We start from the raw sequence: 15,456 nt of genomic DNA on the forward strand, positions 1-15,456 counted from the left end.
TACACAGGAGGGACCATGAAGACCACCGCCCTTATGACCACCAGTTCCCGTCAGCGCCGGATCACCTGGGGCTTCGGCCTCGCGATCGGCATCGGGATGATCGGGTTCGGGCCCCTCTTCGCGTCGCTGTGGCCGGGGTTCGACCACAGCCCGTGGGACGTCAACACGATGTTGCTCGGACTCGGCGTGGGGCTTTGCACGATCGCGTACATCTTCGGCCGGATCGCCGTCGCGGCGGTCACCGAGGGGCGCCGCAACGCGGTGGCCCCGCCGACCACCAGGGCCTACTTCGTGGCCGGTGGCGGCTTCGCCGTCGCGGTGCTGTGCCTGCTGATCGCGCTGTCCGGCTGACCCGGCCCCGGACCTGGCACGGCCGCCGCACACAGGGCGCCTTCGTGCGAAAGCGCCCCGCGTGCGCGGCGGTCAGCTGACCAGAGCCGTCACCCGTTCACGCAGTTCCGCCAACCGCGCCCGGCCGGCGGCGCGGGCGGACTCCAGTCCGTCCGCGACCGGCTCGACGACCTCCAGGTACGCCTTGAGCTTCGGCTCGGTGCCGGACGGGCGCACGATCACGCGCACCCCGCCGTCGGCCGTCCACCGCAGCACGTCGGCGTCGGGGAGCAGGTCCTCGGACGTGAAGCCGGCCGGCGGGTTCGCGCGCAGCCGCCCCATCGTCGCGCCGATCAGGCTCAGATCGGTGTAGCGCAACGAGATCTGGTCCGTCAGGTGCAGGCCGTGGTCGACCGCGAGCTGGTCCAGCGCGTCCAGCAGCGTCCGTCCGGACGCCTTGAGGCCCGCGGCCAGGTCCGCGGCGACGACGGCGGCCGAGATGCCGTCCTTGTCCGCCACGTGGGCAGGGTCGACGCAGTTGCCGAGCGCCTCCTCGTAGGCGAACACGAGACCTTCACCGGCCCGTGCCAGCCACTTGAAGCCCGTCAGCGTCTCCGTGTACCGGGCGCCGTGCGCGGCGGCGATCGACTTCAGCAGTGACGACGACACGATCGTCGTGGCCACCAGCGGGTCCGCCGACTCCGTGGTGGACAGCACGAGCGAGCCGAGCAGCACGCCCGTCTCGTCACCGCGCAGCATCCGCCAGCTCTCACCGTCCTTCACGCCCAGCGCGCACCGGTCCGCGTCCGGGTCCAGCGCGATTGCCAGGTCCGCGTCCACCGACGCCGCCAGCTCCAGCAGCGCGTCGGACGCGCCGGGCTCCTCCGGGTTCGGGAACACCACGGTCGGGAAGTCCGGGTCCGGCACCGCCTGCGACCGCACCACGTGCACGTCGGTGAAACCCGCGCGCCGCAACGCTTCCACGGCGAACGCGCCACCGACGCCGTGCATCGGCGTCAACGCGATCCGCAGCTCCCGCGCCTGGCCCGTCGGCAGCTGTGCCATCCGCTCCAGGTACGCGTCGACGTCGGCGTCCGAAACCGTGGTGTACGAGGAGCTCCGCGGCACCGACACCGCCGCGGGCACCGACTCGATCGCCTTCTCGATCTCGCGGTCCGAAGGCGGCATGATCTGCGAACCACCGGCCAGGTAGAGCTTGTAGCCGTTGTCCGCCGGCGGGTTGTGCGACGCGGTGATCTGGATGCCCGCCACGGCGTCGTGCGCGCGGACCAGGAACGCCAGCACGGGCGTCGGCAACGGCCCCGGCAGCATCCGCACGTCGAACCCGGCCGCCGCCATCACCTCGGCGGCGGCGACCGCGAACTCCTCCGAGCCGTGCCGCGCGTCGCGACCGACGAACACCACCCCGGAGCCGCCCGCGCCGGAGCCGCCCAGCCACGCCGCCAGCCCGGCGGTCGCGCGGACGACGGTCGCGACGTTCATGCCGTTCGTGCCCGCCCGCACCGGTCCGCGCAGCCCGGCGGTGCCGAACGTCAGCGGCCCGGCCATGCGGTCTTGGAGGTCCTCCAAGGCGGCCGGGTCGCCGCCCATCGCGCGGGCCAGCACCCCCTGCAGCTCCTCACGCGTGACCGCGCTGGGGTCGTCGGCGATCCACCGGAACGTCGCGTCGCGCAGTGCCGGTGTGAGGCTCATGCGCGGTCCACCAGCTCGCGCAGCAGCGTTCCCATCCGCTCCGCAGCGGCGGCACCGGCGTCGAGCACCTCCTGGTGGTTCAGCGGCTCACCGGTGATGCCCGCCGCCAGGTTCGTCACCAGCGACAACCCGAACACCTCGACCCCCTCGGCGCGGGCGGCGATGGCCTCGTGCACCGTCGACATGCCGACCAGGTCGGCGCCCAGCGTGCGCAGCATCCGGATCTCGGCGGGCGTCTCGAAGTGCGGGCCGGGCAGACCCGCGTACACGCCCTCCTCGAGCGACGGGTCGATCTGCCGCGCGAGCTCGCGCAGCCGCGGCGAGTACAGGTCGGTCAGGTCGACGAACCTGGCGCCGACCAGCGGCGACAGCGAGGTCAGGTTGAGGTGGTCGGAGATCAGCACCGGCTGCCCGACGGACATGCCCTGGCGCAGGCCACCGGCCGCGTTGGTCAGCACGACCGTCGACACGCCCGCGGCGGCGGCGGTGCGCACGCCGTGCACGACCTTCTGCACGCCCTTGCCCTCGTAGCCGTGGGTGCGGCCGAGGACGACGAGGACCTTCTTGCCGCCCACCTCGACGGAACGGATGGTGCCGCCGTGGCCGAGCGCGGTCGGCGCCTCGAAGCCCGTCAGCTCGCCGACCGGGATCTCGCTCACCGGGTCGCCGATCACGTCGGCGGCGGGGCGCCAGCCGGAGCCGAGCACGATGGCGATGTCGTGCTTGTCGATGCCGGTGCGGCCCTGGATCTCTTCCGCGGCCTTGCCGGCCAGCTCTTCTGGAGTCACCGCAGGAGCTTAAGCCGTGTCGCGGGCCTCTGTTCGCTGAGACTCGTGTTCACCTCCGGCCGCGGGCGACCCCGCTCACACCGGGGTGAAGGTCGAGGCGATGGCGTCGAACAAGCGCACGCGCGCCTCGTCCTCCTGCTCGGTGGGCACGACCACCTCGACCACCCACAGGTCGTTGCCGAGGGGCAGCACGCGGGAGAAGTGCGTCCGCCGCAGCGTGTTGGGCTCGTCACCCTCGACCGTGCGGTAGATGAACTGGACGCTCTCCTCGAACCGCGGCCCCGGCAGGTCCGGTGTCGACGCCTTCTCGCCGCCGAAGAACCGGCCGGGCCACCGCGCCTGCACAGCCCGGAAGTAGGCGTTCACGTCGCGCCTGGGGTAGTAGTCGGGGAACCGCTGCACGGCCACCTCGTACGCGCCGCTGTCCGACACGAAGTGCACCACCGCCGACGCGGGCAACTGCGTGCCGGCGGCACGCTGCTCGGTGTACATCGCCCAGTTCGGGTCGACGTTCAGGGTGAACTTGCCGCCCTGGTCGCCGATCGCGGTCACAGCCGAGGCGGTCCGCGGTGCGAGCGGCGCGGACGTCGGCAGGGTCGGCAGCGTCTGCTGGGACTGCCGCGTCGGCGGCAGCAGCGGAGCGCCCGCCGCGAGCCTGGTCAGCGCGAACCCGCCACCGGAGCCCACCGCGAACAGCAGGACCGCCGCGACCAGCACCAACGCGGACGCCACCCGCCCGCGCGACCGCCGCGGCGGCGGCTCGGTGACCAGGAACGGCAGCGGGCCGGGGTCGTCGGCCAGCGGCGCGTCCGGCTCGATCCTCGGCTTGGGGCGCACGACCACCGGCAGCGGCACCGTCTCGCGCACCTCGAACGCGTCCGTGCCCGGCTCCGGCAGCAGCGCGTAGACCCGCTTGCGCACGTCGACCAGCGACATCCGCTCCGCCGGGTCCTTGCGCATCAGCCCGCTGATCACCGGCGCGAGCCTGCCCGCGCCCGCCGGCACCGGCACGTCGCCGTTGATCACCGCGTTGATCGTCTGCATGACGTTCTTGCCCACGTACGGCGGCTCGCCCGCCATCGCCGCCCACAGCGTCGCGCCGAGCGACCACCGGTCGGCCGCCTCGGACACGTCGCCGCCCTGCGCCACCTCGGGCGCGATGTAGGCGGGGGTGCCGAGCGTGATGCCGCGCGCGGTCATGGTGGCCTCGGCGACGTTGCGCGCGATGCCGAAGTCGGTGAGCTTCACCCGGCCGTCGTCCGCGATCAGCACGTTGCCGGGCTTCACGTCGCGGTGCGTGATCCCCGCCCGGTGCGCGGCCGCCAGCGCCGCCGCGACCGCGTCGAGCACCGCCGCGCCCTGCTTCTCGGTGAGACAGCCCTGCTCCTGCAGCACCTCGCCGAGACTGCGCGACGGCACCAGCTCCATCACCACGTACGGGTCGCCCTCGTGCTGGACGACGTCGTAGAGCGTCACCAGGTTCGGGTGGGAGAGCGCGGCGACGGCACGGGCCTCGCGCATCGTCCGTTCCCGCAGCTCGTCGGCGGCGGCGTCGGGCATGCCGGGAGGCCGCAGGATCTCCTTCACCGCGACCTGGCGGCGCAGCACCTCGTCGTGGGCGGCCCACACCGTGCCCATAGAGCCCTGACCGAGCTGGTCCAGCAGCCGGTATCTGGCCGCGATCAAGCGCTCCTGGTCGCCGTTCTCCACCGGTTCATCATTCCTGAGACACTCGGACGGGTTTCACTGCATCGTTAACGGCGGTGAACCTCACATAGCCGTGTCCGTACCGTTCGACAACACTGCAACGCATGATGGAGTTGGCCTTGCCCGCCGAATTCCGCTCGAACGAGTTCCCCCCGGCGTCGAGGGAACAATGGCGCGAGCTGGTCGACGCCGTCCTGAACAAGACCGGCGCGAGCTACGACTCGCTGGTCACGAAGACCTACGACGGCATAGAGCTGCAACCGCTCTACACGCTCGACGACGCGCTGCCCCCGTACGCCCTGGTGCCCGCCAAGCAGGGCTGGGACGTGCGGCAACGCCACGCCGTGCCCGACCCGGTCGCCCTGATGAACGACCTGGAGGGCGGCGTCACGTCGCTGTGGCTCGCGGTGCCCGCCTCCTCGCTGGAGCGCCTGCTGGAGGACGTCTACCTCGACCTGGCGCCGATCGTGCTGGACGGGGACACCGACGCCGCGCGCACGTTGCTGCGCATCTACGACCAGGCGCCAGTGCTCGCCGCAGACGTGCGCGGGAATCTCGCTCTCACCCCATCGAGTGAGAATGTGGCTGTGATCCGGCAGGCCGCCGAGCAGTTCCCCGGCCTGCGGACCGTCGTGGTGAACGCACTGCCGTTCCACGACGCGGGCGGCTCGGACACCGAAGAGCTCGGCGCCTCCCTTGCCTTGGCCGTGTCGCACCTCCGCGCGCTGACGGCGGCCGGGTTGTCCGCCGAACAGGCGTTCGCGCAGCTGGAGTTCCGCTACGCCGCGACCGCCGACCAGTTCATGACCATCGCCAAGCTCCGCGCGGCCCGCCGCCTGTGGGCGCGCGTCGCCGAGGTCTCCGGCGTGCAGGCCGTGCAGGTCCAGCACGCCGTGACGTCGTCGGCGATGATGACCCGCCGCGACCCGTGGGTGAACATGCTGCGCACGACCGTCGCGACCCTGGCCGCGGGCCTCGGCGGCGCCGACGCCGTCACCGTGCAGCCGTTCGACGCGGCGATCGGCCTGCCCGACGAGTTCGCCCGCCGCATCGCCCGCAACACGCAGAACCTGCTGCTGGAGGAGTCGCACCTCGGCGAGGTCATCGACCCGGCGGCCGGCTCCTGGTACGTCGAGCAGCTCACCGAGGCACTCGCCGTCGAGGCGTGGGCGTGGTTTCGGGAGATCGAACGGGCGGGCGGCCTGCCCGGCGCGTTCCCGCTGGTCCGCGAGCGGATCGCGGCGACGTGGGCGAAGCGCTCGGCACGGCTCGCCGACCGCAGCGACCCGATCACCGGGGTGAGCGAGTTCCCGAACCTGGGCGAGAAGCCCGTGGTCCGCGACCCGGCCCCCGGCGCGGCGTCCGGCACCGCGTCCGGCGCGGACCTGGCGTCCGGCACCGGCCCGGCGGCCGACGCCGACGCCGCCACGTCCGGTTCCGCCGGAACCGCCGCTGCCGGAACCGCCGCCACCGGCACCGCTGACCCCGCCACCGCTGACCCCGCCACCGCCTCCGGAATCGATTCCGACTCACCGGCCCCCAGGGGGAGCGAAGCCCCCACTCCCAGTGTCCCAAGCGGGTCTGACAGTTTCGGGCTCCCGCGCGTCCGCTACGCCCAGGCGTTCGAGGAGCTGCGCGACCTCGCCGACGCGCAGCCCGAGCGCCCGAAGGTCTTCCTGGCCACTCTCGGCCCGGTCGCGGCCCACACCGCCCGTGCCACCTTCGCCGCCAACCTGTTCAACGCCGGTGGGTTCGCCACCCCCGACGCGGGCCCGACGCGCTCGCCGGAGGACGTGGTGGCGAAGTTCCAGGCCAGCGGCGCGAAGGTCGCGGTCCTGTGCGGCAGCGACAAGAGTTACGCCGAGCTTGCCGCGTCCACCGTGGAGGCCCTGCGTGGGGCCGGGGCCGAGCGGGTGCTGCTGGCAGGGCGGTTCAACGAGGTGGACGTGGACGGTCACGTCCACCAGGGCTGTCCCGCGCTGGAGATCCTGAACGGCACCTACGAGTTCCTCGCCATCGAGACGGGAGTGCAGCGATGATCCCCAGCTTCGCGGACATCGACCTCGGGCCGCTCCCGTCGGCGAAGTACGAGGCCGACCTCCCGTCGTGGGAGACGCCGGAGGGCATCGCGGTCAGGCCGGTCTACGGTCAGTCCGATGTGGAGGGTCTGGACTTCCTGGAGACCTATCCCGGCATCGCGCCGTTCCTGCGCGGCCCGTACCCGACGATGTACGTCAACCAGCCGTGGACGATCCGGCAGTACGCGGGGTTCTCGACGGCGGAGGAGTCCAACGCCTTCTACCGGCGCAACCTCGCGGCCGGGCAGAAGGGGCTGAGCGTCGCGTTCGACCTGGCCACGCACCGCGGTTACGACTCCGACCACCCGCGGGTGGCCGGTGACGTCGGCATGGCCGGTGTCGCGATCGACTCGATCTACGACATGCGCACGCTGTTCGACGGCATCCCGCTGGACAAGATGTCGGTGTCGATGACGATGAACGGCGCGGTGCTGCCGATCCTGGCGCTGTTCGTGGTGGCGGCGGAGGAGCAGGGGGTGAAGCCGGAGCAGCTCATGGGGACGATCCAGAACGACATCCTCAAGGAGTTCATGGTCCGCAACACCTACATCTACCCGCCGCAGCCGTCGATGCGGATCATCTCCGACATCTTCAGCTACACCAGCCGGCACATGCCGAAGTTCAACTCGATCTCCATCTCCGGCTACCACATGCAGGAAGCCGGAGCGACCGCCGACCTGGAGCTGGCGTACACGCTGGCCGACGGCGTCGAGTACCTGCGCGCCGGGCAGGCGGCGGGGCTGGACGTGGACGCGTTCGCGCCGCGGCTGAGCTTCTTCTGGGCGATCGGCATGAACTTCTTCATGGAGATCGCGAAGATGCGGGCCGCGCGGCTGCTGTGGGCGAAGCTGGTGAAGGGTTTCGACCCGAAGTCGCCCAAGTCGTTGTCGCTGCGCACGCACTGCCAGACCTCGGGCTGGTCGCTGACGGCGCAGGACGTGTTCAACAACGTCGCGCGCACCTGTGTCGAGGCGATGGCGGCGACGCAGGGGCACACGCAGTCGTTGCACACCAACGCACTCGACGAGGCACTCGCCCTGCCGACGGACTTCTCCGCGCGCATCGCCAGGAACACGCAGCTGTTGCTGCAACAGGAGTCCGGCACGACGCGGGTGATCGACCCGTGGGGCGGCAGCGCCTACGTCGAACGGCTGACCGCCGAGCTCGCCGCCAAGGCGTGGGAGCACATCACCGAGGTCGAGAAGGCGGGCGGCATGGCCCGTGCGATCGACGAGGGCATCCCGAAGCTGCGCATCGAGGAGGCCGCCGCCCGCACGCAGGCGCGCATCGACTCCGGTCGCCAGCCCGTCATCGGCGTCAACAAGTACCTGGTGGACGCCGACGAGCAGATCGAGGTCCTCAAGGTCGACAACGCCGGAGTGCGCGCCCAGCAGCTGGAGAAGCTGCGCCGCCTCAGGGAGGAACGCGACCAGTCCGCTGTGGACGGTGCGCTCACCGCGCTCACGAACGCGGCGGGCGGTGGCGGCAACCTGCTGGAGCTGGCGATCGACGCGGCCCGCGCCAAGGCGACGGTCGGGGAGATCTCCGAGGCGCTCGGCAAGGTCTGGGGCCGCCACTCCGCGCAGATCCGCACCATCACCGGTGTCTACCGGCAGGAGGTCGGCGAAGTGTCCAACGTGGACGCCTGCCGCGAGGTCGTCGAGAAGTTCGCCGAGGAGGAGGGGCGCCGTCCGCGCATCCTCGTCGCGAAGATGGGCCAGGACGGCCACGACCGCGGCCAGAAGGTCATCGCGACGGCGTTCGCCGACCTCGGCTTCGACGTCGACGTCGGCCCGCTGTTCCAGACGCCGGAGGAGGTGGCCCGCCAGGCCACCGAGGCCGACGTGCACATCGTCGGCGTCTCCTCCCTGGCCGCGGGGCACCTCACGCTGGTGCCCGCGCTCAAGGAGGAGCTGACCAAGCTCGGCCGCGAGGACGTCATGATCGTCGTCGGCGGTGTCATCCCGCCGCAGGACTTCGACGAGCTGTACGCGGCGGGCGCCTCGGCGATCTTCCCGCCCGGCACGGTCATCGCGGACGCCGCGAAGGACCTGCTGGTCAAGCTGGCCGAGCAGCTCGGGCACGATGCCTAGGCAGATCGACGTCGCCGAGTACGCCAAGGGCGTGCTCGGCGGCAACCGGGGGATGCTCGCGCGGGCCATCACGCTGGTCGAGTCGACGCGCGCCGACCACCGGGCGAAGGCGCAGGAGCTGCTGGTCGAGCTGCTGCCCCGCTCCGGCGGTGCGATCAGGGTCGGCATCACCGGCGTGCCGGGCGTGGGCAAGTCCACGTTCATCGACGCGCTCGGCACCTCGCTGACGGAGCAGGGCCACCGGGTCGCGGTGCTGGCCGTCGACCCGTCCTCGACCCGCAGCGGCGGCAGCATCCTGGGCGACAAGACGCGGATGCAGCGGCTGTCGGTGGACCAGAACGCGTTCATCCGGCCGTCGCCGACCTCCGGGACGCTCGGCGGCGTCGCGAGGGCCACCCGCGAGACGATCGTGCTGGTCGAGGCGGCCGGGTTCGACGTCGTGCTGGTCGAGACCGTCGGGGTCGGGCAGTCCGAGGTCGCCGTCGCGAACATGACCGACTGCTCGCTGTTCCTGACCCTCGCGCGCACCGGTGACCAGCTGCAGGGCATCAAGAAGGGCGTGCTGGAGCTGGCCGACGTCATCGCGGTCAACAAGGCCGACGGCGACCACGAGCTGGACGCCCGCAAGGCCGCCCGCGAGCTGGCCGGGGCGCTCAAGCTGCTGCGCCCGCCGGACGCGTTGTGGCACCCGCCCGTGCTCACCTGCTCCGGTCTCACCGGGGCGGGGCTGGAAGACCTGTGGTCCCGCGTGCTGGAACACCGGTCCACCCTGCGGGAGGCGGGGGAGCTGGACGAACGGCGGCGCCGTCAGCAGGTCGAGTGGACCTGGTCGATGGTCCACGACGAACTGTGGCGGCAGGTGCGCGACAACGCCGCGGTGCGGTCCCTGACGCCCTCGCTGGAGGCTCAGGTGCGCTCGGGCGAGCTCACCGCGACCCTCGCCGCCGAGCGGATTCTGCAGGCGTTCCAATCGGACGCTCAGTAGGCGCTTAACTAGTTTGGGTGACCATCGACCGTGGTATTCGAGGTAGAGTTCAGGCCATGTCGAGGTTGCTGCTGGCCTGCGTGTTCGCGCTGATGAGCGTTGTCGGGATCGCCGGTGTGGCGTCCGCGCGGGAGATCGCGGACACGCCGGTGGCCGCGCAGCAGACGACGGCCGTGGAGCCGGGTCCGAGCGTGAACGCGCCGCAGGAGCTGTCTCCCGAGGAACGGGCCGAGACGAAGAAGAAGCTGTGGATGGGCGGCATCGCGGTGGTGCTGTTCGTGCTGGTCTACTACCGCAACAAGAAGCGGTGGGCGGTGTGGCGCAAGGAGCGCAAGGCCAAGAAGGGCTGAGCGCGGCGTCCCATCAGGTGGGACGCAATAGTCAAAGTCGAACGTGCCTCCCCGCCGTGTGCGTCATCGTTGATCGGTGAGACCGAAACTCGCTCGCCGCTCGGCGCAGCGCTGCGACCGGCCGACCGGTTGATCATCACCAGCGCGACGCGTCCCGCACGTGGTGATGCAGGATGGTGGCAAATGGGTACCGACTTGAAGATCAGCACACGCTCGTCCCTCGAGCGGTACTCCGACGCGCTGCTGGACCTCTCGCACTCGATCCACGCCGAACCCGAGCTGGCCTTCGAGGAGCACCGCAGCGCGGAGAAGATCACGTCGTTGCTGGCCCGCGAGGGTTTCAAGGTCGACAGCGGGGTCGCGGACCTCGACACGGCCTTCGTCGCGAGCTACGGCGACGGGGAGCTGGTGCTGGGGCTGTGTGCCGAGTACGACGCCCTGCCCGAGGTGGGGCACGCGTGCGGGCACAACGTCATCGCCGCCGCCTCGGTCGGTGCGGCCCTCGCACTGCGTGACGTCGCCGATCAGCTGGGTGTCACCGTGCGGGTGATCGGGACTCCGGCGGAGGAGGTCGGCGGCGGCAAGGTGCTCATGCTGGAGCGGGGCGTGTTCGACGACGTCTCGTTCTCGATGATGGTGCACCCCGCGCCGTACGAGTCGTGCGCCGCGAGGTCGCTGGCCATCACCGACCTGAAGGTGCACTACACGGGCAAGCGGTCGCACGCGGCCGCGGCTCCCCACCTGGGCGTCAACGCAGGGGACGCGGTGACCGTCGCGCAGGTCGCGATCGGCCTGCTGCGCCAGCACCTGGAGCCCGGCCAGATGGTGAGCGGCATCGTCACCCACGGCGGCACCGTGCCGAACGTGATCCCCGCCCGAGCCTCCGCGATGTTCGACGTGCGGGCGGAGAACCTGGAATCGTTGCAGCGCCTGGAGAACCGGATCCGGGACTGTTTCAGAGCCGGCGCGCTCGCGACCGGCTGCACCCATGAGGTCGAGCAGGTCTCCCCGGTCTACGCGGAGCTGACCCCCGATCCGTGGCTGGCGGACGCCTACCGGCGCGCGGCCACCGAGCTGGGACGACGCCCTCTCCCGCCGGAGCTCGAGCAGCGGGAGAAGATCGGAAGCACCGACATGGGCAACGTGACACGAGTGTTGCCCGCAATCCACCCGACCATCGCCATCGACTGCGGAGACGCGGTGAACCACCAACAAGAGTTCGCGACCGCCTGTGCCTCGGCGTCGGCCGACCGTGCGCTCCTCGACGGAGCACTTGCCATGGCTTGGACGACGATCGCGACAGCCACCGATTCCCAGCAGCGCGCACGCCTGCTGGCCCGCGGAGGAGCGGCATGACGGTCCTGGACTCCCGGCCTTCGGGCTCCTCAACTGTGAAGACGTCCCCTGAGATGCTCGTGGACCCCACCGGGGTGAGCATGTCAGGTGTGGATGATCTCGGAGACGGCCGCGGCCCCGCGTGGCTCGACGACTGGCTGAAGGTGCACGCGGGCGACGTCGTCGCCTGGCGTCGCCACATCCACGCCAACCCCGAGCTGTCCCGCCGCGAGTACAACACCACCGAGCTGGTGGCGAAGCTGCTGCGCGAGGTCGGCCTCAAGCCGCGCATCTTGCCCGGCGGCACCGGCCTGATCTGCGACGTCGGCAGCGGCCCCCGCTGCGTGGCGCTGCGCGCCGACATGGACGCGCTGCCGCTGCACGAGAACACCGGCCTGCCGTTCGGCTCCGGTGTGGACGGCGTGTCGCACGCGTGCGGCCACGACGCCCACACGACGGTCCTGATCGGCGCGGCGCTGGCACTGGCCTCGGCCACCGAGCTGCCCGGCCGCGTCCGGCTGGTGTTCCAGCCGGCCGAGGAGGTCATGCCCGGTGGCGCGCTCGACGTGCTGGCGGCGGGCGGTCTCGACGGTGTGGAGCGGATCTTCGGCCTGCACTGCGACCCGCGCCTGCAGGTCGGCCGCGTCGGCACCCGCATCGGCGCCATCACGTCGGCCTCCGACCTGCTGGAGCTGCGGCTGTCCTCGCCGGGCGGCCACACCTCCCGCCCGCACCTGACCGCGGACCTGGTGCACGCGCTCGGCACGGTCATCACCGGCCTGCCGACGATGCTGTCCCGGCGCGTCGACCCCCGCTCCGGCACCGTCCTGGTGTGGGGCGCGGTCCACGCGGGCGAGGCGCCCAACGCCGTCCCGCAGGAGGGCCTGCTGCGCGGCACGCTGCGCACCGGCGACCGCGACATCTGGGCGGGCCTGGAGCCGCTGGTCAAGGACCTGGTCACCGGCCTGCTCGCGCCCACCGGCGTCGGCTTCGACCTGCACCACCGCCGCGGCGTGCCGCCGGTGGTCAACGAGCGGGAGTCCACCCAGATCCTGCGCGCCGGCATCGAGGCCGCACTGGGCGACGACGCGCTGGCGGGCACCGAGCAGTCCTCCGGCGGCGAGGACTTCGGCTGGTACCTGGAGCACGTGCCCGGCTCGTTCGCGCGCCTCGGCGTGTGGAACGGCCAGGAGAAGCAGCGCGACCTGCACCAGCCCACGTTCGACCTGGACGAGCGCGCACTGCTCGTCGGCGTCCGCGTGATGGTCCACACGGCTCTGGCCGCACTGGCCTGACCCGCAGTACGACGAAGGGGCTCCTCCGCGGCGGAGAAGCCCCTTCGTCGTGAAGAACGTCAGCTCACCGGCTCGGTCAGCTGCGGACGCGCCTCCGGTGCCGACGCGCGCACGGCGTCCGCCGCCTGGTCGTCCGGGTGGGTCTGCGAGTCCCGTTCGGCCTCCACGCGGGCGTTGTAGACCTCGACCTCGCGCTTGATGGTGTCCTCGTCCCAGCCCAGCACGGGCGCGATGAGCCGGGCGACCGCGTCCGCCGAGTCGACGCCGCGGTGGGCGTACTCGATGGAGATGCGGGTGCGCCTGGTCAGCACGTCCTCCAGGTGCATCGCGCCCTCGTGCGACGCCGCGTAGACGGCCTCGACCTGAAGGTAGTCGGGGGAGGCCGGGATGGGCTTGAGCAGCTCGTGGTCGTCGGCCGCGAGCGCGAGGACCTCGTGCACCAGCGAGCCGTAGCGGTCGAGCAGGTGCCGCACCCGGTACGGGTGCAGGCCGTGCCTGGCCGCCAGCTGGTCGGCCTGGTTGACCAGCGCGTGGTAGCCGTCGGCGCCGACCAGCGGCACCTTGTCGGTGATCGACGGCTGGATGCGGCCGGGCAGGTCGACGTGCGCCGCGTTGACCGCGTCCGCGCCCATCACCCGGTACGTCGTGTACTTGCCGCCCGCGATCGCCACCAGACCCGGCGCCACGCGCGCCACGGCGTGCTCGCGCGACAGCTTCGACGTCGAGTCGGACTCGCCCGCCAGCAACGGCCGCAGACCCGCGTAGACGCCCTCGATGTCGTCGTGCGTCAACGGTGTCGCGAGCACGGAGTTGACGTGTTCGAGGATGTAGTCGATGTCGTGCTTGGTCGCGGCGGGGTGCGCCAGGTCGAGGTTCCAGTCGGTGTCGGTGGTGCCGACGATCCAGTGGTTGCGCCACGGGATCACGAACAGCACCGACTTCTCGGTGCGCAGGATCATCCCGGCCTCGGCGACGATCCGGTCGCGCGGGACGACGATGTGCACGCCCTTCGACGCCCGCACCCGGAACCGGCCGCGCGAGCCGGAGAGCCGTTGCAGCTCGTCGGTCCAGACGCCCGTCGCGTTGATCACCGCGTGCGCCCGCACGTCGACCTCGCGGCCGTCCTCGACGTCGCGCACCCGCACGCCCGACACCCGGTCCGCCTCCCGCAGGAAGCTGATCACCTGCGTCGACGTGCGCACGACGGCGCCGTAGTGCGCGGCCGTGCGGCCGACCATCATCGTGTGCCTGGCGTCGTCAGCCTGGGCGTCGTAGTAGCGGATGCCGCCGATCAGCGCGTCCCGCTTCAGCGCGGGCACCAGCCGCAGCGCGCCCGCGCGGGTCAGGTGCTTCTGGCCGGGCACGGACCGCGCGCCGCCCATCGTGTCGTAGAGGAACAGGCCCGCCGCCGTGTACGGGCGTTCCCAGACCCGGTTCGAGAGCGGGTAGAGGAACGCGACCGGCTTCACCAGGTGCGGCGCGATGCGCGTCAGCATCAGCTCGCGTTCGCGCAGTGCCTCGCGGACCAGGCCGAACTCCAGCTGCTCCAGGTAGCGCAGGCCGCCGTGGAAGAGCTTGGAGGACCGGCTCGACGTGCCGGACGCCAGGTCGCGCGCCTCGACCAGCGCGACCCGCAGGCCGCGGGTGGCGGCGTCCAGCGCCGCGCCGACGCCGACGACACCACCGCCGATCACGACGAGGTCGAACGTCTCCTCGCCCAGCCGCCGCCACGACTCCTCGCGTTCGGCGGGACCGAGCTTCCCGGTGACCGGCGGAGCGGCCGGGGTGTGCGGTGCTGCAGCTGCGTTGTTGCCCGTGGCCACGACAGACGCCTCCCTGGTGACGACTCGCGGATCACGTTACCTGCAGCAACGGCGGTCCGCCGCCGGGCGAGCTGCGGCGGGGGCCGTCGCCGTCGCATGGACAAGCCCTCCGAGGGGTAATAGCGTCCGACGACGTTGTAGGCGGGCGGCGCGGCCCCGACCTCAGGCTTGCGCGCCCTCCACAGGCCGCAAGCACGGGAGGCCGGCAATGAGTGCAGGCTCGATCTTCGTATGGGAGATGCTGGGGACCGCCGTCCTCATCCTCCTGGGCACCGGTGTCGTGGCGAACCAGGTGCTCAAGAACACGCTCGGCAACAGCACCGGATTCCTGTTCGTCAACTTCGGCTGGGCCTTCGCCGTCTTCACCGGCGCGAGCATCGCCCACCCGACCGGGGCGCACCTCAACCCCGCCGTCACCCTCGGACTCGCCATCGCGGACAAGACGCCGTGGGGCGACGTGCCCGTCTACCTCCTCGCCCAGATGGTCGGCGCGGTCATCGGCGCGATGCTCTGCTGGGCGACCTACAAGCTCCAGTTCGACACGCACGACGAACCGCAGAACACCCTCGGCATCTTCGCCACCGGGCCGACGGTGCCGAACGCCCCGTGGAACCTGGTGTCCGAGATCATCGGCACGTTCGTGCTGGTCTTCTGGATCCTGCTCTCGCCGGGCGCGAAGGAGTCGCTCGACGGTGTGCCGCAGTTCGGCAACTCGGCGCTCGGTTACGCCGGTGTCGCGTTCGTCGTCCTGGTGATCGGCACCTCGCTCGGCGGCCCGACGGGCTACGCCATCAACCCGGCGCGCGACCTCGGTCCTCGCCTCGCCTACGCCTTCCTCATGCCCATCCGCAACAAGGGCAACGCCAACTGGAGCTACTCGTGGGTCCCCGTCGCGGGCCCGCTCATCGGTGGCGCGCTCGCCGCGCTGCTCTTCCTGGTTCTCCCGGTCTGAAAGGACT

The 15,456-nt window shown here is 71.5% G+C and carries 12 protein-coding genes; 8 read left to right on the top strand and 4 right to left on the bottom strand.

Annotated features, from left to right (window positions below):
- The first annotated feature begins 33 nt into the window (after positions 1-33).
- The gene (locus tag BLT23_RS10160; RefSeq protein WP_090048045.1) at positions 34-351 is read left to right on the top strand and encodes a hypothetical protein; all 318 of its coding nucleotides are present in this window, start codon (positions 34-36) and stop codon (positions 349-351) included.
- A 72-nt stretch (positions 352-423) separates the two neighbouring features.
- Here the strand turns inward: BLT23_RS10160 and BLT23_RS10165 are convergent, their stop codons facing one another.
- The 3 genes from BLT23_RS10165 to BLT23_RS10175 all read right to left on the bottom strand — a co-directional run bounded on the left by BLT23_RS10165 (position 424) and on the right by BLT23_RS10175 (position 4,541).
- Positions 424-2,043: a phospho-sugar mutase gene (locus BLT23_RS10165; RefSeq protein ID WP_090048046.1), complete on the bottom strand. Its 1,620-nt coding sequence runs from the start codon at positions 2,041-2,043 to the stop codon at positions 424-426.
- The gene (locus tag BLT23_RS10170) at positions 2,040-2,831 is read right to left on the bottom strand and encodes a purine-nucleoside phosphorylase (RefSeq protein ID WP_090048047.1); all 792 of its coding nucleotides are present in this window, start codon (positions 2,829-2,831) and stop codon (positions 2,040-2,042) included. The genes BLT23_RS10165 and BLT23_RS10170 overlap by 4 nt, the downstream gene beginning before the upstream one ends.
- Positions 2,832-2,906: 75 nt before the next feature.
- Entirely contained in the window at positions 2,907-4,541 is a 1,635-nt protein-coding gene (locus tag BLT23_RS10175) for a serine/threonine-protein kinase (RefSeq protein WP_245743875.1), read from the bottom strand.
- A gap of 101 nt (positions 4,542-4,642) precedes the next feature.
- On the opposite strand from BLT23_RS10175, the gene BLT23_RS10180 reads away from it, so the two are divergent.
- The 6 genes from BLT23_RS10180 to BLT23_RS10205 all read left to right on the top strand — a co-directional run bounded on the left by BLT23_RS10180 (position 4,643) and on the right by BLT23_RS10205 (position 12,674).
- The gene (locus tag BLT23_RS10180) at positions 4,643-6,577 is read left to right on the top strand and encodes a methylmalonyl-CoA mutase family protein (protein ID WP_090048048.1); all 1,935 of its coding nucleotides are present in this window, start codon (positions 4,643-4,645) and stop codon (positions 6,575-6,577) included.
- Complete coding sequence (scpA, locus tag BLT23_RS10185) at positions 6,574-8,709, top strand: methylmalonyl-CoA mutase (protein WP_090048049.1); 2,136 nt, start codon at positions 6,574-6,576, stop codon at positions 8,707-8,709. The genes BLT23_RS10180 and scpA overlap by 4 nt, the downstream gene beginning before the upstream one ends.
- The gene (meaB, locus tag BLT23_RS10190) at positions 8,702-9,694 is read left to right on the top strand and encodes a methylmalonyl Co-A mutase-associated GTPase MeaB (RefSeq protein ID WP_090048050.1); all 993 of its coding nucleotides are present in this window, start codon (positions 8,702-8,704) and stop codon (positions 9,692-9,694) included. Before scpA ends, meaB begins: the two co-directional genes overlap by 8 nt.
- Before the next feature lie 56 nt (positions 9,695-9,750).
- Complete coding sequence (locus BLT23_RS10195; protein ID WP_090048051.1) at positions 9,751-10,044, top strand: hypothetical protein; 294 nt, start codon at positions 9,751-9,753, stop codon at positions 10,042-10,044.
- Between the two features lie 183 nt (positions 10,045-10,227).
- Positions 10,228-11,400 (top strand): M20 family metallopeptidase, encoded by a 1,173-nt coding sequence (locus BLT23_RS10200; RefSeq protein ID WP_090048052.1) that lies wholly within the window; start codon positions 10,228-10,230, stop codon positions 11,398-11,400.
- Positions 11,397-12,674 (top strand): M20 family metallopeptidase, encoded by a 1,278-nt coding sequence (locus BLT23_RS10205; protein WP_090048053.1) that lies wholly within the window; start codon positions 11,397-11,399, stop codon positions 12,672-12,674. Before BLT23_RS10200 ends, BLT23_RS10205 begins: the two co-directional genes overlap by 4 nt.
- A 59-nt stretch (positions 12,675-12,733) precedes the next feature.
- Here the strand turns inward: BLT23_RS10205 and glpD are convergent, their stop codons facing one another.
- Positions 12,734-14,395, bottom strand: a complete 1,662-nt coding sequence (gene glpD / locus BLT23_RS10210) for a glycerol-3-phosphate dehydrogenase (protein WP_245743906.1) — start codon at positions 14,393-14,395, stop codon at positions 12,734-12,736.
- 310 nt (positions 14,396-14,705) lie between these two features.
- Between glpD and BLT23_RS10215 the strand changes: the two genes are divergently transcribed.
- The gene (locus BLT23_RS10215) at positions 14,706-15,449 is read left to right on the top strand and encodes an MIP/aquaporin family protein (RefSeq protein WP_090048055.1); all 744 of its coding nucleotides are present in this window, start codon (positions 14,706-14,708) and stop codon (positions 15,447-15,449) included.
- Positions 15,450-15,456 lie beyond the last annotated feature (7 nt).

It is taken from the genome of Lentzea fradiae, assembly GCF_900100955.1.
GTDB classification, from domain to species: Bacteria; Actinomycetota; Actinomycetes; order Mycobacteriales; family Pseudonocardiaceae; genus Lentzea; species Lentzea fradiae.